Here is a 19,575-nt window from a genome sequence, read left to right as displayed (position 1 = left end):
ACCACCCCGGTTCACCCCTCCGTCACCGCCCCGTCTCAGGGCGCGTTCGGGCCGGTCGTCCAAGTCGCCTACCATCACATACGACACGGTGCCCGGATCTGTGCCGGTACCGGCGCGCCGCTGGCCGGTCCGGTCGCACACCGGTCCGGCGGAGCAGCGCCACCTCCTTTCGGCACGGCCCGCGCGCACAGCACGACGGATCAGGAGACCCCGCATGATCGGCCTCGTTCTGGCAGCCGGCGCCGGCCGCCGGCTGCGCCCGTACACCGACACCCTGCCCAAGGCGCTGGTGCCGGTCGACGGGGAGCGGACCGTCCTGGACCTCACCCTCGGCAACTTCGCCGAGGTCGGACTGCGCGAGGCCGCGATCGTCGTCGGCTACCGCAAGGAGGCGGTGTACGACCGCAAGGACGCCCTGGAGAGCAAGTACGGCGTCAAGCTCCACCTGGTCGAGAACGACAAGGCCGAGGAGTGGAACAACGCCTACTCGCTCTGGTGCGCCCGCGAGCTGTTCGGCGAGGGCCTGCTGCTCGCCAACGGCGACACCGTCCACCCGGCCTCCGTCCAGCGCACCATGCTGGAGGGCAACGCCCGCCTGACGGCCGAGGGCAACGCCCCCGGCATCCTGCTCGCCCTCGACACGGTGAAGAAGCTCGCCGACGAGGAGATGAAGGTCGTCGTCGACCCGGCCGCCGGCATGCGCCGCATCACCAAGCTGATGGACCCGGTCGAGGCGACCGGCGAGTACATCGGCGTCACCGTGATCAACCCGTCCGCCGCCGCCGACCTCACCGACGCGCTGCGCGCCACCTACGAGCGTGACCCGCAGCTGTACTACGAGGACGGCTACCAGGAGATGGTGAACCGCGGCCTGCGCATCGACGTGCAGCCGATCGGCGAGGTCTCCTGGGTCGAGGTCGACAACCACGACGACCTGGCGAAGGCGCGGGAGATCGCGTGCCGGTACTGACCCGACTGGTCCCGTCGCCGCTGTTCGTGGAGATCCGCTCGGGCGCGCTGGACGCGCTCGGCGGGATCCTCGCGGACCAGCGGCTGTCGGCCTCGGGCCGGATCGCGGTGGCGATCAGCAACGGCTCCGGCGCGGCCATGCGCCGCCGCCTGGAGCCGGCCCTGCCCGGGGCCGACTGGTACAACGTGGACGACGGCAGCCTGGACAGCGCGGTGCGCCTGGCCGAGGCGATGCGCGGCGGGCACTACGACGCGATCGTCGGCCTCGGCGGCGGCAAGATCATCGACGCCGCCAAGTACGCCGCGGCCCGGGTCGGCCTGCCGCTGGTCGCGGTCGCCACCAACCTGGCCCACGACGGCATCTGCTCGCCGGTCTCGACCCTCGACAACGACGCCGGCCGGGGCTCCTACGGGGTGCCCAGCCCGATCGGCATCATCGTCGACCTGGACGTGATCCGGCAGGCCCCGCAGCGCTTCGTGGCGGCCGGCATCGGCGACGTCGTCTCCAACATCTCGGCATGCGCCGACTGGGAGTTGTCCCAGGCCGTGACCGGTGAACCGGTGGACGGACTGGCCGTCGCGATGGCCCGCTCGGCGGGCGAGAACCTGCTGCGACACCCAGGAAACACTCAGGATCAGGACCTCCTGACAGCCCTCGCCGAAGCCCTGGTACTGTCCGGCATCGCGATGAACATCGCGGGCAGCACCCGGCCCTCGTCGGGCGCCTGCCACGAGATCTCGCATGCCCTGGACGTGCTGTATCCCAAGCGGTCCGCCCAGCACGGCGAACAGGTCGGCCTCGGCGCCGCGTTCGCCAGCTTCCTGCGGGGCGAGCGCGAGCTGACCGGTCTGATCGTGGAGCGCCTGGCGAGCCACGGGCTGCCGGTGACCGCAGCTCAGATCGGCTTCACCGAGGCGGAGTTCACCGAAGCGGTGCACTACGCTCCGAACACCCGACCGGGGCGCTTCACCATCCTCGAGCACCTCGACCTCTCCCCTTCCGCAATCAGGGACGCGTACGCCGACTATGTCCAAGCCGTCAACAGCTGACCCCTCCACCGCGGGCGCCGAACGGCCCCCGGTGGACCTGACCCGCCGGCCCTCGATCGAGGAGCTGCGCGCGGTGATCCACCCGGAGGGCATGCTCCAGCGCCGCAGCGCCGAGCACTGGGCCGGGCGCCTGTACATGCGGAAGATCTCGCTGCGGATCACCCGCGTGCTCTCCACCGTGACGGCGATCACGCCCAACGGCCTGACGTACCTGATGATGTTCACCGGCATCCTGGCCGGTGCCGCGCTGGTCGTGCCGGGCCTCGCGGGCGCGGTCCTGGGCGCCCTGCTGATCCAGGTCTACCTGCTGCTGGACTGCGTGGACGGCGAGGTGGCCCGCTGGCGCCGGCAGACCTCGCTCACCGGCGTCTACCTGGACCGGGTCGGCCACTACATGTCCGAGGCGGCGCTGCTGACCGGCCTCGGCCTGCGCGCCACCGACCTGCTGCACCGCCAGGGCGGCGGCTCGCACTGGGAGTGGGCCTTCCTCGGCACGCTGGCCGCGCTCGGCGCGATCCTGATCAAGTCCGAGACGGACCTGGTGGACGTGGCCCGCGCCCGCAGCGGCCTGACGGCCGTCGAGGACAGCGCCTCGGTGCCGCGCTCGGCCACCGTCGCCAAGGCCCGCCGGGCGGCCTCGCTGCTGAAGTTCCACCGGCTGGTCGGCGCGGTCGAGGCCTCGCTGTTCATCCTCGCCGCCGGGATCGCCGACGCCGTGCACGGCGGGCTCTCCTTCACCCGGCTCGCGGTCGTCGTCCTGGCGGCGATCGCCATGCTGCAGACCGTGCTGCACCTGCTGAGCATCGTCCTCTCGAGCAGGCTGCGATGACCGACGTGACCAACGCGGAGGACTTCCGCCTCGGCGCCGTGATCATCACCATGGGCAACCGGCCCGCCGAGCTCAACGCCCTGATCGAGTCCGTCCGCACCCAGGAGGGCCCGAAGGTCGAGCTGGCCGTGGTCGCCAACGGCGCCCCGCTGCCCCCGCTGCCGGAGGGCGTGCGCACCGTCGAGCTGTCGGAGAACCTCGGCATCCCCGGCGGCCGCAACGTCGGCATCGAGCTGTTCGGCCGGGACGGCAAGGACGTGGACGCCGTCCTCTTCCTGGACGACGACGGCCACCTGCCGCGCGCCGACTCCGCCCGGCTGCTGCGCGAGGCCTTCACCGCCGACCCGGAGCTGGGCATCGTCTCCTTCCGGATCGCCGACCCGGACACCGGTGTCACCCAGCGCCGGCACGTCCCCCGGCTGCGCGCCAGCGACCCGCTGCGCTCGTCCCGGGTGACCACCTTCCTGGGCGGCGCGAGCGCGGTGCGCTGCAAGGTGTTCGAGGAGGCCGGCCAGCTGCCCGCCGAGTTCTTCTACGCCCACGAGGAGACCGACCTCGCGTGGCGCGCGGTGGACGCCGGCTGGGCCATCGACTACCGGGCCGACGTGGTGCTGCACCACCCCACGACCTCGCCCGCCCGGCACGCCACCTACTTCCACAACGTGGCCCGCAACCGGGTCTGGCTCGCGAGGCGGAACCTTCCGGCCCTGTTGGTGCCTCTCTATCTGGGAACCTGGCTTCTGCTCACCCTGGCCCGTCGCCCCTCCCCCGAGGCGCTGAAGGCCTGGTGGGGCGGATTCCGGGCGGGCTGGCGCGAACCCTGCGGTCCGCGGCGGCCCATGCGATGGCGTACCGTGTGGCGACTGACCAGGCTGGGCCGACCACCGATCATCTGATCTGATCGAATGATCGATCGCCGTGGCCGGTGACCACACACCGGCCGGCTCCCCCGAGATCCCAGTGGATCCCCATCGGCGCACCGCCGGCGGACCCCCCGTCGACCGGCCGCCCCGACCGATCCCGCGTGAAGGACGAATGTGTCGACAGTGAGTGAACCCGTCAGCCTCTCGACCCCCAGGGGGGTGGACGCGGGCCTGACCCCCAAGCAGCTTGCGGACAAGTACGGACTGTCGGTGAGCGGCGCCCGGCCGGGCCTGGTCTCCTACACCAAGCAGCTCTGGGCCCGGCGCCACTTCATCTGGGCCTTCGCCACCGCCCGACTGGTGGCCCAGTACACCGACGCCAAGCTCGGCCAGCTTTGGCAGGTCGTGACCCCGCTGCTCAACTGCGCCGTGTTCTACCTGGTCTTCGGCGTCATCCTGGAGAACAAGGACGGCTTCCCGCCGGGCACCTACATCGCCTGGCTCTGCATCGGTGTCTTCGTCTTCCAGTTCACCCAGAACGCGGTGCAGTCCGGCACCCGGGCGATCTCCGACAACCTCGGCCTGATCCGGGCGCTGCACTTCCCCCGTGCCAGCCTCCCGATCGCCTTCACCGTGATCCAGCTCCAGCAGCTGCTGATCTCGATGGTCGTGCTGGTCGTCACCGTCCTCGTCAGCGGCATCGCCCCGGGCAGGACCTGGCTGCTGATCATCCCGGCGCTGATCCTGCAGACGATGTTCAACACCGGCATCTCGCTGATCATGGCCCGGATCGGCTCCAAGACCAGTGACATCTCCCAGCTGATCCCGTTCGTGATGCGGGCCTGGATGTTCCTGTCCGGCGTGATGTTCAGCATCCAGGACCGCGTCCACAAGTGGCCGCACTACATCCAGGTGATCTGCGCCATCAACCCGGCCTCGGTCTACATGGACCTGCTGCGGCACGCCTTCGCGCCGATCATCTACAACCCGCACCAGGACCCCCACCAGTCCCTGCCGCCGCACCAGTGGGCGTTCGGCATCGCCTGGGGCGTCGGCCTGTTCGTCATCGGATACGTCTTCTTCTGGAAGGCCGAGGAGGAGTACGGCCGTGGCTGACACCGACCTGAGCAAGAACGACATCGTCCGGGACACGGACGTGGCCCGCGAGCCCACCGTTGTCGTCGACGACGTGCACATCGTCTACCGGGTGCACGGCGCCGGCTCCGGCAAGGGCAGCGCCACCTCGGCGCTGAGCCGCATCATCAGCCGCAAGCGCGCCGCCGGCGTGCGCGAGGTGCACGCAGTGAAGGGCATCAGCTTCACCGCGTACAAGGGCGAGGCGATCGGCCTGATCGGCTCCAACGGCTCCGGCAAGTCGACCATGCTGGCGGCCATCGCCGGTCTGCTGCCGACCGAGAAGGGCGGCATCTACACCAACGGCCAGCCCTCGCTGCTGGGCGTCAACGCCGCGCTGATGAACGAGCTCACCGGCGAGCGCAACGTCGTCCTGGGCTGCCTGGCGATGGGGATGTCCCCGGCCGACGTGCGGGCGCGCTACCAGGAGATCGTCGACTTCTCCGGCATCAACGACAAGGGCGACTTCATCTCCCTGCCGATGCGCACCTACTCCTCCGGCATGGGCGCCCGCCTGCGCTTCTCGATCGCCGCCGCGAAGACCCACGACGTGCTGCTGATCGACGAGGCCCTGGCCACCGGTGACCAGGCCTTCCAGCAGCGCAGCAAGCGCCGCATCGACGAGCTGCGCGGCTCCGCCGGCACGGTCTTCCTGGTCAGCCACGACAACAACTCGATCCGCGAGGTCTGCGAGCGGACGATCTGGATCGAGGCGGGCGAGCTGGTCATGGACGGCCCGACCGACGAGGTCGTCGGCCGCTACGAGCGCGGCGAGCGCCCGTAGCACCCCCGCCACCAGGGCCGGTTCCGGAACCTCCGGGACCGGCCCTTAGGCTTGCCCGCGCCGTTGCGCCGGGTGGCCGACGCCGCAGGGGTGAGCGGCCGACCCGGCGGGCGGGGCGCCCTTCTCCGACGCGGCCCGCGGTGTCAGGCTGGTGGGCGCGGGGGCGCTTGCCGGACGTGGCGCCCGCGCTCGGACGCGTGTCCGAGTCGGGCCGGTGGTACCCAGCGGTGTAGAACGGGGGAGTGACAGCAGTGTCGGCTTCGGCCCAGCCCAGTGATACGCCGGTGAACCGTTCCGCGGGCCAGACCCTGGAGAAGGCGGGTGCGGAGAACTTCCCGGTCGCCCCGTTCTTCCTGCCCGCGGCCTGGCGCGACGACCTGATGGCGGTGTACGGCTTCGCCCGCCTCGTCGACGACGCCGGCGACGGCGACCTGGCCGACCCGGCCGCCACCGCCGCACTGCTCGGGGTCGAGCCGACACCCCCGGCCACCCCTTCGGGCCAGTCCGGCCCGCCGACCCCGCAGGAGACCGCCTTCCGGCTCGCCCTGCTCGACGGGCTGGAGCATGACCTCGACCGGGTCTTCGAGTCCGCACTGCATCCCTCGGGCGCCGACCGCCCCCGCCACCCGCTGATGCGCGCCCTCGTCCCACTGGTCGACCGGCGTGGCCTGACCCCCGAGCCGTTCCGCCGTCTGATCGAGGCCAACCGGGTGGACCAGACCACCGCCCGCTACGCCACCTACGACGATCTGATCGGCTACTGCACGCTCTCCGCCGACCCGGTCGGCCGTCTCGTCCTGGCCATCGCCGGCGTCTCCACCCCCGAGCGGATCGAGCTCTCCGACGCCGTCTGCAGCGGCCTCCAGGTGGTCGAACACCTGCAGGACGTCGCCGAGGACCTCCGCCGGGGCCGGATCTACCTCCCCACCGAGGACCTCGAACGCTTCGGCGTCAGCGAGGCCGACCTCGCCGCCCCCTCCGCCGACGGCGCGGTGCGCGAGCTGATCGCCTTCGAGGCGGAACGGGCCCGCACCCTGCTCGATCGCGGCGCACCATTGGTAGGTACGGTTCGGGGGAGGCTTCGACTGCTCCTGGCGGGATTCACCGCCGGCGGGTACGCGGCCCTGGCGGCCATCGAGGACGCCGGGTACGACGTGCTCGCCCGGCAGGCGAAGCCGGACAAGCGCCGCCTCGCAGCGAAGGCGGCGGCCATCTTCGCGAAGGGAAGGTGAACGCCCGAGTGGCGGCATCACCACTGGCGTCGGCCCAGGTCATGGCGGCGTACCGGTACTGCGAGGCAGTCACCGGGCTGCAGGCGCGCAACTTCAGCTACGGCATCCGCCTGCTGCCCGAGCCCAAGCGACTGGCCATGTCGGCCCTGTACGCTCTGGCGCGCCGGGTGGACGACATCGGCGACGGCGACCTCCCGGCCGACCGCAAGGCCGAGGCGCTGCTGCGCACCCGGGAACTGGTGGACGAGGTCCGCTCCGGCGTGGTCGCCGAGGACGACACCGACCCGATCAAGGTCGCCCTGGCCGACACGGCCCGGCGCTTCCCCGTCCCGCTCGGCGGCTTCGACGAGCTGATCGACGGCGTCGAGATGGACCTCAAGGGCGCCGAGTACCAGACCTACGAGGAGCTGAAGGTCTACTGCCGGTGCGTGGCCGGCGCGATCGGCCGGCTCTCGCTGGGCGTCTACGGCTGCGACGACCCCGAGCTCGGCGCACGGTACGCGGACACCCTGGGCCTGGCGCTGCAGCTCACCAACATCCTGCGCGACCTGCGCGAGGACGCCCTGAACGGCCGCACCTACCTGCCCACCGAGGACCTGGTCCGGTTCGGCTGCGAGCAGGGGTTCGCGCTGGCCAAGCCGCCGGTCGGCGCGGACTTCACCGGCCTGGTGGCCTTCGAGGCCGCCCGCGCCCAGGCCGCCTTCGAGGAGGGCCTGCGGCTGCTGCCGATGCTCGACCGCCGCAGCCGCGCCTGCACCGCCGCGATGGCCGGGATCTACCACCGGCTGCTCGGCCGGATCGCCGCCGACCCCGAGTCGGTGCTGCGCGGCCGGGTCTCGCTGCCGGGCTGGGAGAAGGCGTACGTGGCGCTTTCCGGGCTCGCCGGGGGGCGTTCTTGATTCTCACCGCAGTTCTGTCACGCTGTGTCAGCGGGGAATCACGTGCGGGTAGTTCCGTGTTGACCGAACCAGTACCGGCTTCAGCGACCGCCTCCCGGCGGTCCAGCGACTGCGAGGGGGAGGGCCGATGACCGGGCGAGCCGATGCCGCGCGCCCGGCCGCCATCGTGGTCGGCGGCGGTCTGGCCGGGATCACCACCGCGCTGCGTCTGGCCGAGGCGGGCCACCGGGTCACCCTCGCCGAGGGGCGGCCCCGGCTCGGTGGCCTGGCGTTCTCCTTCCGCCGCGGCGACCTCACCGTCGACAACGGCCAGCACGTCTACCTGCGCTGCTGCACCGCCTACCGCGGTCTGCTCGAGCGGCTCAGCGCCACCCGGCTGGTCCACCTGCAGGACCGCCTGGACGTCCCGGTGCTCTCCGTCACCGGCCCCGCCACCGCCCCGGTGCGCACCCTCGGGCGGCTGCAGCGGGCCGGCCTGCCCGTCCCGCTGCACCTGGCCGCCAGCCTCGCCCGCTACCCGCACCTGTCCCCGGCCGACCGCGCCCGGGTGGTCCGCGGCGCGCTCGCCCTGAAGGGGCTGGACCTCGCCGACCCGGCGCTGGACCGGATCTCCTTCGGGGAGTGGCTGCGCCGCAACGGGCAGAACGCCGCCACCCAGGCCGCCCTGTGGGACCTGGTCGGCGTCGCCACCCTGAACGGCCGGGCCGACCAGGTGTCGATGGCGCTCGCGGCGAAGGTCTTCCAGACCGGCCTGCTCTCCGACCCGGGTGCCGCCGACATCGGCATCGCCGCCGCCCCGCTGGGCGCGATCCACCACGACCGGGCGCTCGCCGAACTGGAACGCGCCGGCGTGAACGTGTTGCTGCGCGCCCGGGTGGCGGAACTCAAGCCGGCCGCGCCGCAGCACGCCGTCCTGCTGGAGGGCGGGGAGCTGCTCACCGCCGACACCGTCGTCCTGGCGGGTGCCCAGGACAGCGCGGCCGCCCTGCTGCCGCCGAACGCGATCCCGGGGCAGGAGCGGCTGGCGGACTTCGGTACCGCGCCGATCCTCAACGTGCACGTGATCTACGACCGCAAGCTGGTCCGCCGCCCGTTCTTCGCCGCGCTCGGCTCCCCGGTGCAGTGGGTCTTCGACCGCACCACGCACTCCGGCCTGGCCGCCACCGAGCTCGGCCGGGCCCACCCGGGCGCCCAGTACCTGGCGCTCTCGCAGTCCGCCGCGCAGGACGAGATCGACCTGCCGGTCGCCGAGCTGCGCCGCCGCTACCTGCCCGAGCTGGAGCGGCTGCTGCCGGCCGCGGCCGGCGCCGAGGTGCTGGACTTCTTCGTCACCCGGGAGCGCACCGCGACCTTCGACCCGGCCCCGGGCAACGCGGCGCTGCGCCCGTCGGCCAGGACCGAGGTCCCCGGCCTGCTGCTGGCCGGCTCGTGGACGGCCACCGGCTGGCCCGCGACCATGGAGGGCGCCGTGCGCAGCGGCCACGCCGCCGCCGACGCCGCGCTCGCCGCGGCCGGCACCCGGGTGCCGCTTGACCGCGACGACGGGAGGTGGCCCAGGTGACGGCGGGCCCCGCCGCCGGAGAGCCCGCCAGAGCCGACGGGCGTACCGTCGAGCGCATCAGCGGAATCGACGGAATCAACGGGACCGGCCGGACCGGCCGTACCGGCGCCTCCGGCACCGGCACCACCCGAATCGACACCAGCCGCACCGACGGCACCCGGCCGCCCCATGCGGTCCGGCACCACGAGGGAGAGGGAACGCACGTGGAGTCACGCACCGGCTTCGCCGTCGGAGGCACGGCGCAGGCCGAACCGGTCTCGGTGCCGGAGCTGCTCGCCCGCAGCCGTACGCTCTGCACCCCGCCGCTACGGGCCGCCGTCGCCCGTTTGGCCGCACCGATGGACACCGTCGCGGCCTACCACTTCGGCTGGATCGACCGGGACGGCACGCCGGTCGCGGGGGACGGCGGCAAGGCCGTGCGCCCGGCGCTGGCGCTGCTGTCCGCGCAGGCCGCCGGCGCGGCGGCGGAGGCGGGGGTGCCCGGCGGGGTGGCTGTTGAACTGGTGCACAACTTTTCCCTCCTTCATGATGATCTGATGGACGGTGACGAGACCCGGCGGCACCGGGCCACCGCCTGGACGGTCTTCGGGCCGGCCCAGGCGATCCTGGTCGGCGACGCCCTGGCGACGCTCGGCACGGAGGTGCTGCTCGACGCCGCGGTGACCGGTGGCGCGAGCCCCACCGACGCCGCGCGCGCCGTCCGACTGCTCACCACGGCGACCCGCCGGCTGATCGACGGCCAGGCCAGGGACGTCGCCTTCGAACAGCGCGACAGCGTGACCGTCGCGGAGTGCCTGGAGATGGAGGGCGGGAAGACGGCGGCCCTGCTGGCCGCCGCCTCGGCGATCGGCGCGGTCCTGGCCGGGGCCGACGACAAGGTCTCCGACTCCCTCGAGCGCTACGGCCACCACCTGGGGCTGGCCTTCCAGGCGGTGGACGACCTGCTCGGCATCTGGGGTGCCACCGAGATCACCGGCAAGCCGCACTGGGGCGACCTGCGCCAGCGCAAGAAGTCCCTGCCGGTCGCCGCCGCGCTGGCCGAGGGCGGCAAGGCCTCGCGCCGGCTCGCCGAGCAACTGGCCGACCCGAAGGGACGCGGGGAGGAGAGCGAGCCCGAGCTCGCCGCCCGGGCCGCGCTGATCGAGGAGGCCGGCGGCCGCGCCTGGACCCAGGAGGAGGCCCGCCGCCAGCACACGACTGCCCTCGCCGCCCTGGACGAGGTGCCCATGTCCGACGAGGTGCGCGAGCACTTCGTCGCACTCGCCGAATTCGTGGTGGTACGAGAGAGGTGACGTTACGTTGACAGCAACCGCGGACGGCCGGCTCGACCCTGAGTACGATTCCGAGCCGGTCGCGGTGGGCGACCGCCCCCCGGCCCTGCTGGGCACGGGGCGGTGGCAGCCCGAGGACACCGACCGGCTCCCGGCCGGTGAGGCGGACCACGGACCGGCTGACGCGCGGGAGGCCCTGGCCCGCGCCACCACCCACCTGCTCTCCCTGCAGTCCTCCGAGGGCTGGTGGAAGGGCGACCTGGAGACCAACGTCACCATGGACGCCGAGGATTTACTGCTCCGGCAGTTCCTCGGGATCCGCACCGAGGAGCAGACGAACGCCACCGCCGACTGGATCCGCTCCCAGCAGCGTGAGGACGGCACCTGGGCCACCTTCCACGGCGGGCCGCCCGAACTGTCCACCACCGTCGAGGCCTACGTCGCGCTCAAGCTGGCCGGCGACGACCCGAACGCCCCGCACATGCTGGCCGCCGCACGGTACGTCCGCTCCGCGGGCGGCATCGCCGCCGCCCGGGTGTTCACCCGGATCTGGCTCGCGCTGTTCGGCTGGTGGCCCTGGGCGCGGCTGCCCGAGATGCCGCCCGAGATCATCTTCCTGCCCAAGTGGCTGCCGCTGAACATCTACGCCTTCGGCTGCTGGGCCCGCCAGACCATCGTCCCGCTGACCGTCGTCTCCTCCCACCGGCCCGTCCGGCCGGCGCCCTTCCCGCTCACCGAGCTGCACACCGACCCGGACAACCCCTACCCCGAACGGCCGCTCGCCCCCGCCAACACCTGGGACGGCCTCTTCGAGCGCCTCGACAAGGTGCTGCACGCCTACCACCGCCGGGCCTTCCGCCCGCTGCGCCGACTCGCCGTCTCCCAGGCCTGCCGCTGGATCGTCGAACGGCAGGAGGCCGACGGCTGCTGGGGCGGCATCCAGCCGCCCGCCGTCTACTCGCTGATCGCCCTGCACCTGGAGGGCTACGAGCTGGAGCACCCGGTGGTGCAGGCCGGGCTCTCCTCCTTCGACCGCTTCACCGTGCACACCGAGGACGGCAAGCGCTGGCTGGAGGCCTGCCAGTCCCCGGTCTGGGACACCTGCCTGGCCACCATCGCGCTGGCCGACGCCGGGGTGCCGGGCGACCACCCGGCGCTGGTCTCCGCCGTCGACTGGATGCTCGGCGAGGAGATCCGCAAGCGCGGCGACTGGGCCGTCCAGCGGCCCGGGCTCGCCGCCGGAGGCTGGGCCTTCGAGTTCGAGAACGACACCTACCCCGACATCGACGACACCGCCGAGGTCGTCCTGGCGCTGCGCCGGGTGACCCACCCCGACCAGGCCAAGGTCGACGCGGCGGTGGACCGCGGCGTGCTGTGGAACCTCGGCATGCAGTCCAAGAACGGCGCCTGGGGCGCCTTCGACGTCGACAACACCAGCACGCTGCCCAACAAGCTGCCGTTCTGCGACTTCGGCGAGGTGGTCGACCCGCCCTCCGCCGACGTCACCGCCCACGTGGTGGAGATGCTCGCGGAGACCGGCCGCGCCCGCGACCCCCGGACCAGGCGCGGCATCGAGTGGCTGCTGCGCAACCAGGAGGCGGACGGCTCCTGGTTCGGCCGCTGGGGCACCAACTACATCTACGGGACCGGCTCGGTGCTGCCCGCCCTGGTCGCGGCCGGCGTCCCGGATGAGCACCCGGCGATCCGCCGGGCGGTGCGCTGGCTGGAGGACCGGCAGAACGCCGACGGCGGCTGGGGCGAGGACATGCGCTCCTACGACGACCCGGCGCGCTGGGCCGGGCGCGGCGACTCCACCGCCTCGCAGACCGCCTGGGCGCTGATGGCGCTGCTCGCGGCCGGCGAGGGCCCGGAGGGCCGGGCCAACCCGGCGGTGGAACGCGGCGTGGACTGGCTGGTCCGCACCCAGCTGCCCGAGGGCACCTGGGACGAGCCGCAGTTCACCGGCACCGGCTTCCCGTGGGACTTCTCCATCAACTACCACCTGTACCGGCTGGTCTTCCCGGTCACCGCGCTCGGCCGCTACCTCAACGGAAGCCGGGGGGCCGCCAAGCCGAGCGGCACCCCGGCGATCGGGGCGGCGCGGTGACCACCGCCCCCCTGCTGGTGCTCTGCGCACTGGGCCCCGAGGTCTGGGCCCTGCGCGGCGGCGACTGGCGCGGCACGGTCGGCGGACCCCCGGTGCTGGTGCGCACCGGGGTCGGCCGGCGGCGCGCCGGGCTGACCGTCCGACGGCTGCTCGGCTCCGCCCCCGGCGCCTACGGGGCCGTGGTGGTGGCCGGCTTCGGCGCCGCGCTCGGCCCCGGCGTGCTGCCCGGCGACGTCGTCGTGGCCGACGGGGTGCGCGACGCCGAGGGCCACCTCTACCCGGTCGACTCCGGGCCGGAGCTCACCCGGGCGCTGAAGGAGCGCGGCCTGACCACGCACACCGGGGTGCACCACACCGCCGACCACGTGGTGCGCGGCATCGAGCGGCGGGCGCTGCACCTGCAGGGCGCGCTCGCCGTCGACATGGAGGCCGCCGCCGTGCTCGCCGCCCTGCGGGAGGTGCGGCCGACGCTGCCCGCCGCCGTCCTGCGGGTAGTGGTCGACACCCCCGAGCACGAGTTGCTGCGGCCCGGCACCCTCCCGGCCGGGGTACGGGCCTGGCGGACCCTGCGGGCGACGGTACCCGCCCTGGTCGACTGGTACCGGCCGGAGCGCGCGCCCCGCTCCGGCGACCTGAACCACCCCACAACCGCGACGCTCCCACAGGAGGCGAGCTAGCCATGGCCATGCCGTTGCGCCAGACCGTGCGGGTCGGCACCTACCTCATGCAGCAGAAGCTGCTCAAACGGCGGGACAAGTTCCCGCTGATCGTGGAGCTGGAACCGCTGTTCGCCTGCAACCTCGCCTGCGAGGGCTGCGGCAAGATCCAGCACCCGGCAGGCGTCCTGAAGCAGCGGATGCCCGTCGCCCAGGCGGTCGGCGCGGTCCTCGAGTCGGGCGCCCCGATGGTCTCGATCGCCGGCGGCGAGCCGCTGATGCACCCGCAGATCGACGAGATCGTCCGCCAGCTGGTCGAGCGCCGCAAGTACGTGTTCCTGTGCACCAACGCGCTGCTGCTGCGCAAGAAGATCGACAAGTTCAAGCCCTCGCCGTACTTCACCTTCGCCGTGCACATCGACGGCCTGCGCGAGCGGCACGACCAGTCGGTGGCCAAGGAGGGCACCTTCGACGAGGCGGTGGCCGCGATCAAGGAGGCCAAGCGGCGTGGCTTCCGGGTCACCACCAACAGCACCTTCTTCAACACCGACACCCCGCAGACCGTCATCGAGGTACTGGACTTCCTCAACGACGAGCTGAAGGTGGACGAGATGATGATCTCGCCTGCCTACGCCTACGAGAAGGCCCCCGACCAGGAGCACTTCCTCGGCGTCGAGCAGACCCGGGACCTCTTCCGCAAGGCCTTCGCCGGCGGCAACCGCAGGCGCTGGCGGCTCAACCACAGCCCGCTCTTCCTGGACTTCCTGGAAGGCAAGGCCGACTTCGAGTGCACCCCCTGGGGCATCCCCAACTACTCGCTGTTCGGCTGGCAGCGCCCCTGCTACCTGATGGCCGACGGCTACGTGCCGACCTACCGCGAGCTGGTCGAGAAGACCGACTGGAGCAAGTACGGCCGCGGCAAGGACCCACGCTGCGAGAACTGCATGGCGCACTGCGGCTACGAACCGACGGCCGTCCTCGCGACCATGGGCTCGCTGCAGCAGTCGCTGCGCGCCATCACCGAGACGGTCAGCGGCAACCACGGCCGCTGAGACGGGAGTTGACCTCCAGGTCGGCACCCTGGCCCGGGCCCCGCGCCCGGGCCGGCTCCGCCCCCGCCGGGCGGAGGCACCACCGCACCGCTCCGAGTCGTGAGGTGTACCCATGTCACTGCTCTCCCGCGTCACGTCGCCGGCCGAGCTGCGCAAGCTCCCGGCGGCCGAACTCCCGCTGCTCGCCGACGAGATCCGCGACTTCCTGATCGACGCCGTCACCCGCACCGGCGGACACCTCGGGCCCAACCTCGGTGTGGTCGAGCTGACCATCGCGCTGCACCGGGTCTTCGACTCGCCGTACGACCGGATCGTCTTCGACACCGGCCACCAGAGCTACGTCCACAAGCTGCTCACCGGCCGCCAGGACTTCTCGAAGCTGCGGATGCGCGGCGGACTCTCCGGCTACCCCTCGCGCTCCGAGTCCGAGCACGACCTGGTCGAGAACTCGCACGCCTCCACCGCACTCTCCTACGCCGACGGCCTCGCCAAGGCCGCCCGGCTGCTCGGGCAGCACGACCGGCACACCGTCGCGGTGATCGGCGACGGAGCGCTCACCGGCGGGCTCGCCTGGGAGGCGCTCAACAACATCGCCGAGGCCCGCGACCGGCCGCTGGTCATCGTCGTCAACGACAACGAGCGCTCCTACGCCAGGACCATCGGCGGCCTGGCCAACCACCTCGCCACCCTGCGCACCACCCAGGGCTACGAGCGCTTCCTCGCCCTCGGCAAGGGGGCGCTGCAGCGCACCCCGTTGGTCGGCCAGCCGATCTTCGACGCGCTGCACGGCGCCAAGAAGGGGTTCAAGGACGCCTTCGCCCCGCAGGGCATGTTCGAGGACCTCGGCCTCAAGTACCTCGGGCCGATCGACGGGCACGACCTGGGCGCGGTCGAACAGGCGCTGCGCCAGGCCCGCAACTTCGGCGGACCGGTCATCGTGCACTGCCTGACCGTCAAGGGGCGCGGCTACCGGCCCGCCGAGCAGGACGAGGCCGACCGCTTCCACGCCGTCAACCCGATCGACCCGTACACCTGCCTGCCGATCTCGCCCAGCAGCGGGGTCTCCTGGACCTCGGTGTTCGGCGAGGAACTGCTCGAACTCGGCGCCGAGCGGCCGGACCTGGTGGCGATCACCGCGGCGATGCTGCAGCCGGTGGGCCTGGCGCCGTTCGCCAAGGCGTACCCCGCACGGACCTTCGACGTCGGGATCGCCGAGCAGCACGCCGTCACCAGCGCCGCGGGGCTGGCGACGGGCGGGCTGCACCCGGTGGTCGCGGTGTACGCGACCTTCCTCAACCGGGCCTTCGACCAGGTGCTGATGGACGTCGCCCTGCACCGGCTGGGCGTCACCTTCGTCCTCGACCGCTCCGGCGTCACCGGACCGGACGGCGCCTCGCACAACGGCATGTGGGACATGTCGATCCTGCAGGTCGTCCCGGGCCTGCGGCTCGCCGCGCCGCGCGACGCCGACCAGCTGCGCGCCCAGCTGCGCGAGGCCGTCGAGGTCGGGGACGCGCCCACGGTCGTGCGCTTCCCGAAGGGGAACGTCGGACCGGCGGTGCCGGCCGTCGAACGGATCGGCGGAGTGGACGTGCTGCTGCGCACCGGGCGGCCGGCCGAGATCCTGCTGGTCGCCGTCGGCACCACCGCCCCGGCCTGCCTGGACGCTGCCCGGCTGCTGCTCGCCGAGGGCTTCACCGCCACCGTGGTCGACCCGCGCTGGGTCAAGCCGGTCGACCCGGCGCTGCCCGAACTGGCCGCCGCCCACCGGATGGTGGTCACCGTCGAGGACAACGGCCGTACCGGCGGGGTCGGTTCGGCGATCGCCCAGGCGCTGCGCGACGCCGACGTGGACGTGCCGGTGCGGGTGCTCGGCCTGCCGCAGGAGTTCCTCGGGCACGCCTCGCGCGGGGAGATCCTCGAGGAGGCCGGGCTGACCGGGACCGGGGTCGCCGCCCAGACCGCCGTCTTCGCCAAGAACCTGCTACCGACCAGAGGAGCGAAACAGCGCCATGCCGGCTGACCCAGACCGCCCTGCCGCCGACCGCCCTGCCGCCGGTCGACCCGGCGCCGATCGTCCCGCCTTCGACATCGCCGCCCTTCTCGCCGAACGCGGCGGTGAGCGCTACGAGTTGAACAGCCGCTACCTCAACCCGCAGCTGTCCCGGATGCTCCACACCATCGGCTTCGACAAGTACTACGAGCGCGCCGAGGGCCCGTACTTCTACGACGCCGAGGGCAACGAATACCTCGACATGCTGGCCGGCTTCGGCATCTTCGCGCTCGGCCGCCACCACCCGGTGGTGCGCTCGGCGATCCAGCAGGTGATGGACCTGGACCTGCCGGACCTGGTCCGCTTCGACTGCTCGCCGCTGCCCGGGCTGCTGGCCGAGCGGCTGCTGTCGTACGCGCCCGGGCTGGACCGGGTGTTCTTCGGCAACAGCGGGACGGAAGCGGTGGAGACCGCGCTGAAGTTCGCCCGGTACGCCACTGGGCGCCGCCGGATCCTCTACGCCGACCACGCCTTCCACGGGCTGACGACCGGCTCGCTGTCGGTCAACGGGGAGAGCGGCTTCCGCAAGGGCTTCGAGCCGCTGCTCCCGGACACCGCCATCCCGCTCGGCGATCTCGGCGCGCTGGCGAAGGAGTTGAAGCGCGGCGACGTCGCGGCGCTGATCGTCGAACCGATCCAGGGCAAGGGCGTCCAGGCACCCCCGCCGGGCTGGCTGCGCGCCGCCCAGGCGCTGCTGCACGAGCACAGGGCGCTGCTGATCTGCGACGAGGTGCAGACCGGGATCGGCCGCACCGGCGAGTTCTTCGCCTACCAGCACGAGGACGGCGTGCTGCCCGACCTGGTCTGCGCGGCCAAGGCGCTCTCCGGCGGGTACGTGCCGGTCGGGGCGACGCTCGGCAAGGGCTGGATCTTCGAGAAGGTCTACTCCTCGATGGACCGGGTGCTGGTGCACTCGGCCAGCTTCGGCTCGAACGCCCAGGCGATGGCGGCCGGGCTGGCGACGCTGGAGGTGATGCGGGACGAGAAGGTGGTGGAGAACGCCCGCAAGGTCGGCGACCAGTTCCGCGAGCGGCTGACGGCGCTGGTCGACGAGTACGAGCTGCTCGCCGAGGTGCGCGGGCGCGGGCTGATGATCGGGATCGAGTTCGGGCGGCCCAAGTCGCTCAAGCTGCGCACCGGGTGGACGGCCCTGCAGGCGGCGCGCAAGGGGCTGTTCGCGCAGATGGTCGTGGTACCGCTGCTGCAGCGGCACCGGATCCTGACCCAGGTGTCCGGGGACCACCTGGAAGTGATCAAGCTGATTCCGCCGCTGATCATCACCGAACGGGATGTGGACCGGTTCATGGACGCCTTCACCGACATCATGGACGAGGCGCACCGCGGCACCGGCCTGATGTGGGACTTCGGGCGGACGCTGGTGAAGCAGGCGGTAGGCAGCCGCTGAGCTGCTCGGGGCCGGGTGCGGGGACCGGGTTGCGTGGGACGCGTGGAGTGGGAAGTCGGCGGGGCCGACTTCCCACTCCGTTGGAGACACCGCGTCAGAGCTCGGTCCGGCGACGCCGGATGACCACCACGAGATCGACGACGGCGAACAGGGAGAGCAGGCCGCAGGCGATGGCGAAACCGGTGAGCGTGCCCCGGCTGGGTGCGCCGTTGACCGGGGAGGCGGCCGCCCAGAGCGCGAAGCCCACCGTGGCCAGCACGAACAGCGGCGTGAAGGTGAGCGACAGCAGGTAGCGGAGCTTGAGGTCGCTGCGCGCGGTGGCCGGCTCGGTGCCGCTGCGCCACCGACGCGGGGTGGTGGTGCGCATGGCCTTCACCTCCGGACCGCGCGGGTCGGGCTACGATTCCAGCGTACGTCCGAGGGGGCTGGCCGGGGAGGCGCGATGTCGGGGTCGGACGCGGTGGGGTCGGGTGCGGCGGGGCCGGACGCCGAGGGGTACGCGGGGCTGAAGGTCGAGCGGGCCCGGGAGCTGGCCCGGCGGCACGGCTGGGCCTCGGTCCGGGTGCTGGAGCCGGGGGAGCTGATGACCATGGAGTTCCGGCAGGGGCGGCTCAACCTCGCGGTGCGGGACGGCGTGGTCGAGCGGAGCTGGGAGGGGTAGCGCCCGCTCCCGTGGAGTCCCAGTACGGGAGCGGGCGGCGGCCGAAGCGGCGGTGGAGCCGCTGCTCGGCGGCGGCGACCAGGGGTTCCAGCAGCGGCAGCGAGAGCAGGACGAGCAGTCCGGCGGCCCAGCCGGCCAGGACGTCGGTGACCCAGTGGGTGCCCAGGTAGACCGTGGTCAGGCCGATCGAGCAGGCGGTCGCGGCGGCGATCACCGCGCCGGTGCGGCGCCAGCGGACGGCGAGGTAGGCGAGCACGCCCCAGGTGACGACGGCGTTGGCGGTGTGGCCGGACGGGAAGATGGTGCCGCCGGAGAACAGCTCGGGCGAGCCGACGTACTGGGCGTAGTGCGGGCCGAGCCGACCGGTGACGATCTTGACCGCGCCGACCGTGATGTTGAGCAGCAGCAGCGCGATGCCCATGACCAGTAGCGGGCGCAGCCGGCCGAGGCGGCGGGCGCGCCAGGCGAGCCAGGCGAAGGCAGCGATCGCCGAGGGGCCGCGCTGCCCGACGACCACCCAGGTGTCGAGCAGCGGCTCCAGCCGGGGCCACCGCTCGTACGGGCGCAGCAGGCGGACCGACCAGTCGAGGTCGACCAGGGCGGTGTTGAGCAGGACGCCGGCCAGCACCAGCAGGTAGCCGACGAGGGTGGCGGCGAGCAGGGCGGCCTGCCGTCGGCTCAGCGGTGGCCAGCCCATCGGCGGTGGGCCCATCGGCAGCGGGCCCATCGGTGGTGGGCACGGTTCGTGGGGAGCGAGGCCGCGGGCGCCGACGGGGGTGGTGGGTCGCTCCCGGCCGGTGGTGGCGGTGCGGTGTTCCGGTCCCTGGCGCGGAATGGGAGCGTGGGTACTTCTGGATTGCACGGAGTGACCTTACCCATCCGGACACGGCTATTCCGGGGATAATTGTCATTTTCCCGGGAAAGCGACAATTGGGGGTGTCCCCGGATGGTCCGGGGAGTGATTTCCGCTATTTCTGCGTCGAATGCCAGTGTGGTCTTCGAATGATTCTGCAAAAGCGCCGGTAAAGGAAACGGAGCGGGAGGCCGGT

The 19,575-nt window shown here is 72.5% G+C and carries 18 protein-coding genes; 16 read left to right on the top strand and 2 right to left on the bottom strand.

The features are described 5' to 3' along the window. Window positions 1-214 precede the first annotated feature (214 nt). The 15 genes from ACZ3TI_RS02960 to ACZ3TI_RS02890 all read left to right on the top strand — a co-directional run bounded on the left by ACZ3TI_RS02960 (window position 215) and on the right by ACZ3TI_RS02890 (window position 17,865). Window positions 215-970, top strand: coding sequence for a phosphocholine cytidylyltransferase family protein (locus ACZ3TI_RS02960; protein WP_465722620.1), 756 nt, complete (start codon window positions 215-217; stop codon window positions 968-970). Further along, window positions 958-2,019, top strand: coding sequence for an iron-containing alcohol dehydrogenase family protein (locus ACZ3TI_RS02955; protein WP_465722618.1), 1,062 nt, complete (start codon window positions 958-960; stop codon window positions 2,017-2,019). Before ACZ3TI_RS02960 ends, ACZ3TI_RS02955 begins: the two co-directional genes overlap by 13 nt. Window positions 2,020-2,110: 91 nt before the next feature. Then, window positions 2,111-2,848 carry a CDP-alcohol phosphatidyltransferase family protein gene (locus tag ACZ3TI_RS02950; RefSeq protein WP_465723314.1) on the top strand — a complete coding sequence of 246 codons (738 nt, stop codon included), beginning with the start codon at window positions 2,111-2,113 and terminating at the stop codon, window positions 2,846-2,848. Then, window positions 2,845-3,744 carry a glycosyltransferase family 2 protein gene (locus tag ACZ3TI_RS02945; RefSeq protein ID WP_465722616.1) on the top strand — a complete coding sequence of 300 codons (900 nt, stop codon included), beginning with the start codon at window positions 2,845-2,847 and terminating at the stop codon, window positions 3,742-3,744. The genes ACZ3TI_RS02950 and ACZ3TI_RS02945 overlap by 4 nt, the downstream gene beginning before the upstream one ends. Before the next feature lie 141 nt (window positions 3,745-3,885). Then, window positions 3,886-4,827, top strand: coding sequence for an ABC transporter permease (locus ACZ3TI_RS02940; RefSeq protein ID WP_465722614.1), 942 nt, complete (start codon window positions 3,886-3,888; stop codon window positions 4,825-4,827). Beyond that, on the top strand, window positions 4,820-5,629 hold the full coding sequence (locus ACZ3TI_RS02935; RefSeq protein WP_465722612.1) for an ABC transporter ATP-binding protein: 810 nt from the start codon (window positions 4,820-4,822) through the stop codon (window positions 5,627-5,629). The genes ACZ3TI_RS02940 and ACZ3TI_RS02935 overlap by 8 nt, the downstream gene beginning before the upstream one ends. 284 nt (window positions 5,630-5,913) lie before the next feature. Then, window positions 5,914-6,861 carry a squalene synthase HpnC gene (gene hpnC, locus ACZ3TI_RS02930; protein WP_465722610.1) on the top strand — a complete coding sequence of 316 codons (948 nt, stop codon included), beginning with the start codon at window positions 5,914-5,916 and terminating at the stop codon, window positions 6,859-6,861. A gap of 41 nt (window positions 6,862-6,902) precedes the next feature. Next, window positions 6,903-7,760, top strand: coding sequence for a presqualene diphosphate synthase HpnD (gene hpnD, locus ACZ3TI_RS02925; RefSeq protein WP_465723312.1), 858 nt, complete (start codon window positions 6,903-6,905; stop codon window positions 7,758-7,760). A 127-nt stretch (window positions 7,761-7,887) separates the two neighbouring features. After that, a complete protein-coding gene (gene hpnE, locus ACZ3TI_RS02920; RefSeq protein WP_465722608.1) occupies window positions 7,888-9,321 on the top strand; it encodes a hydroxysqualene dehydroxylase HpnE in 1,434 nt (477 codons plus the stop codon). A gap of 203 nt (window positions 9,322-9,524) precedes the next feature. Continuing rightward, on the top strand, window positions 9,525-10,613 hold the full coding sequence (locus ACZ3TI_RS02915) for a polyprenyl synthetase family protein (RefSeq protein WP_465723310.1): 1,089 nt from the start codon (window positions 9,525-9,527) through the stop codon (window positions 10,611-10,613). Window positions 10,614-10,620: 7 nt separating this feature from the next. Further along, on the top strand, window positions 10,621-12,699 hold the full coding sequence (gene shc / locus ACZ3TI_RS02910; protein WP_465722606.1) for a squalene--hopene cyclase: 2,079 nt from the start codon (window positions 10,621-10,623) through the stop codon (window positions 12,697-12,699). Then, window positions 12,696-13,376 (top strand): phosphorylase family protein, encoded by a 681-nt coding sequence (locus ACZ3TI_RS02905; RefSeq protein WP_465722604.1) that lies wholly within the window; start codon window positions 12,696-12,698, stop codon window positions 13,374-13,376. Before shc ends, ACZ3TI_RS02905 begins: the two co-directional genes overlap by 4 nt. Before the next feature lie 2 nt (window positions 13,377-13,378). Then, the gene (gene hpnH, locus ACZ3TI_RS02900) at window positions 13,379-14,407 is read left to right on the top strand and encodes an adenosyl-hopene transferase HpnH (RefSeq protein WP_465722602.1); all 1,029 of its coding nucleotides are present in this window, start codon (window positions 13,379-13,381) and stop codon (window positions 14,405-14,407) included. A gap of 112 nt (window positions 14,408-14,519) precedes the next feature. Next, window positions 14,520-16,430, top strand: a complete 1,911-nt coding sequence (gene dxs / locus ACZ3TI_RS02895; RefSeq protein WP_465722600.1) for a 1-deoxy-D-xylulose-5-phosphate synthase — start codon at window positions 14,520-14,522, stop codon at window positions 16,428-16,430. Continuing rightward, on the top strand, window positions 16,420-17,865 hold the full coding sequence (locus ACZ3TI_RS02890; RefSeq protein WP_465722598.1) for an aspartate aminotransferase family protein: 1,446 nt from the start codon (window positions 16,420-16,422) through the stop codon (window positions 17,863-17,865). The genes dxs and ACZ3TI_RS02890 overlap by 11 nt, the downstream gene beginning before the upstream one ends. 94 nt (window positions 17,866-17,959) lie before the next feature. Here ACZ3TI_RS02890 and ACZ3TI_RS02885 read toward each other — a convergent pair whose 3' ends face one another. Then, on the bottom strand, window positions 17,960-18,232 hold the full coding sequence (locus tag ACZ3TI_RS02885; protein WP_465722596.1) for a DUF6343 family protein: 273 nt from the start codon (window positions 18,230-18,232) through the stop codon (window positions 17,960-17,962). Window positions 18,233-18,307: 75 nt separating this feature from the next. Between ACZ3TI_RS02885 and ACZ3TI_RS02880 the strand changes: the two genes are divergently transcribed. Beyond that, window positions 18,308-18,526 (top strand): I78 family peptidase inhibitor, encoded by a 219-nt coding sequence (locus tag ACZ3TI_RS02880; protein ID WP_465722594.1) that lies wholly within the window; start codon window positions 18,308-18,310, stop codon window positions 18,524-18,526. Here the strand turns inward: ACZ3TI_RS02880 and ACZ3TI_RS02875 are convergent. After that, a complete protein-coding gene (locus ACZ3TI_RS02875; RefSeq protein WP_465722592.1) occupies window positions 18,477-19,223 on the bottom strand; it encodes a phosphatase PAP2 family protein in 747 nt (248 codons plus the stop codon). The genes ACZ3TI_RS02880 and ACZ3TI_RS02875 overlap by 50 nt on opposite strands. Window positions 19,224-19,575: the final 352 nt, after the last annotated feature.

Source organism: Kitasatospora sp. NPDC023120 (assembly GCF_055560835.1).
The sequence above is the reverse complement of the archived record's forward strand: the minus strand, read 5'-3'. Positions and strand labels throughout refer to the sequence as shown.

Bases quoted from the DNA above. Each gene is read 5' to 3' on its own strand.
- hpnE (WP_465722608.1), top strand. From the start codon at position 7,888: ATGACCGGGCGAGCCGATGCCGCGCGCCCGGCCGCCATCGTGGTCGGC.
- ACZ3TI_RS02950 (WP_465723314.1), top strand. From the start codon at position 2,111: ATGCTCCAGCGCCGCAGCGCCGAGCACTGGGCCGGGCGCCTGTACATG.
- ACZ3TI_RS02960 (WP_465722620.1), top strand. From the start codon at position 215: ATGATCGGCCTCGTTCTGGCAGCCGGCGCCGGCCGCCGGCTGCGCCCG.
- ACZ3TI_RS02885 (WP_465722596.1), bottom strand. From the start codon at position 18,232: ATGCGCACCACCACCCCGCGTCGGTGGCGCAGCGGCACCGAGCCGGCC.
- ACZ3TI_RS02875 (WP_465722592.1), bottom strand. From the start codon at position 19,223: ATGGGCTGGCCACCGCTGAGCCGACGGCAGGCCGCCCTGCTCGCCGCC.
- hpnD (WP_465723312.1), top strand. From the start codon at position 6,903: ATGGCGGCGTACCGGTACTGCGAGGCAGTCACCGGGCTGCAGGCGCGC.
- ACZ3TI_RS02890 (WP_465722598.1), top strand. From the start codon at position 16,420: ATGCCGGCTGACCCAGACCGCCCTGCCGCCGACCGCCCTGCCGCCGGT.
- hpnH (WP_465722602.1), top strand. From the start codon at position 13,379: ATGGCCATGCCGTTGCGCCAGACCGTGCGGGTCGGCACCTACCTCATG.
- ACZ3TI_RS02880 (WP_465722594.1), top strand. From the start codon at position 18,308: ATGTCGGGGTCGGACGCGGTGGGGTCGGGTGCGGCGGGGCCGGACGCC.
- dxs (WP_465722600.1), top strand. From the start codon at position 14,520: ATGTCACTGCTCTCCCGCGTCACGTCGCCGGCCGAGCTGCGCAAGCTC.
- ACZ3TI_RS02945 (WP_465722616.1), top strand. From the start codon at position 2,845: ATGACCGACGTGACCAACGCGGAGGACTTCCGCCTCGGCGCCGTGATC.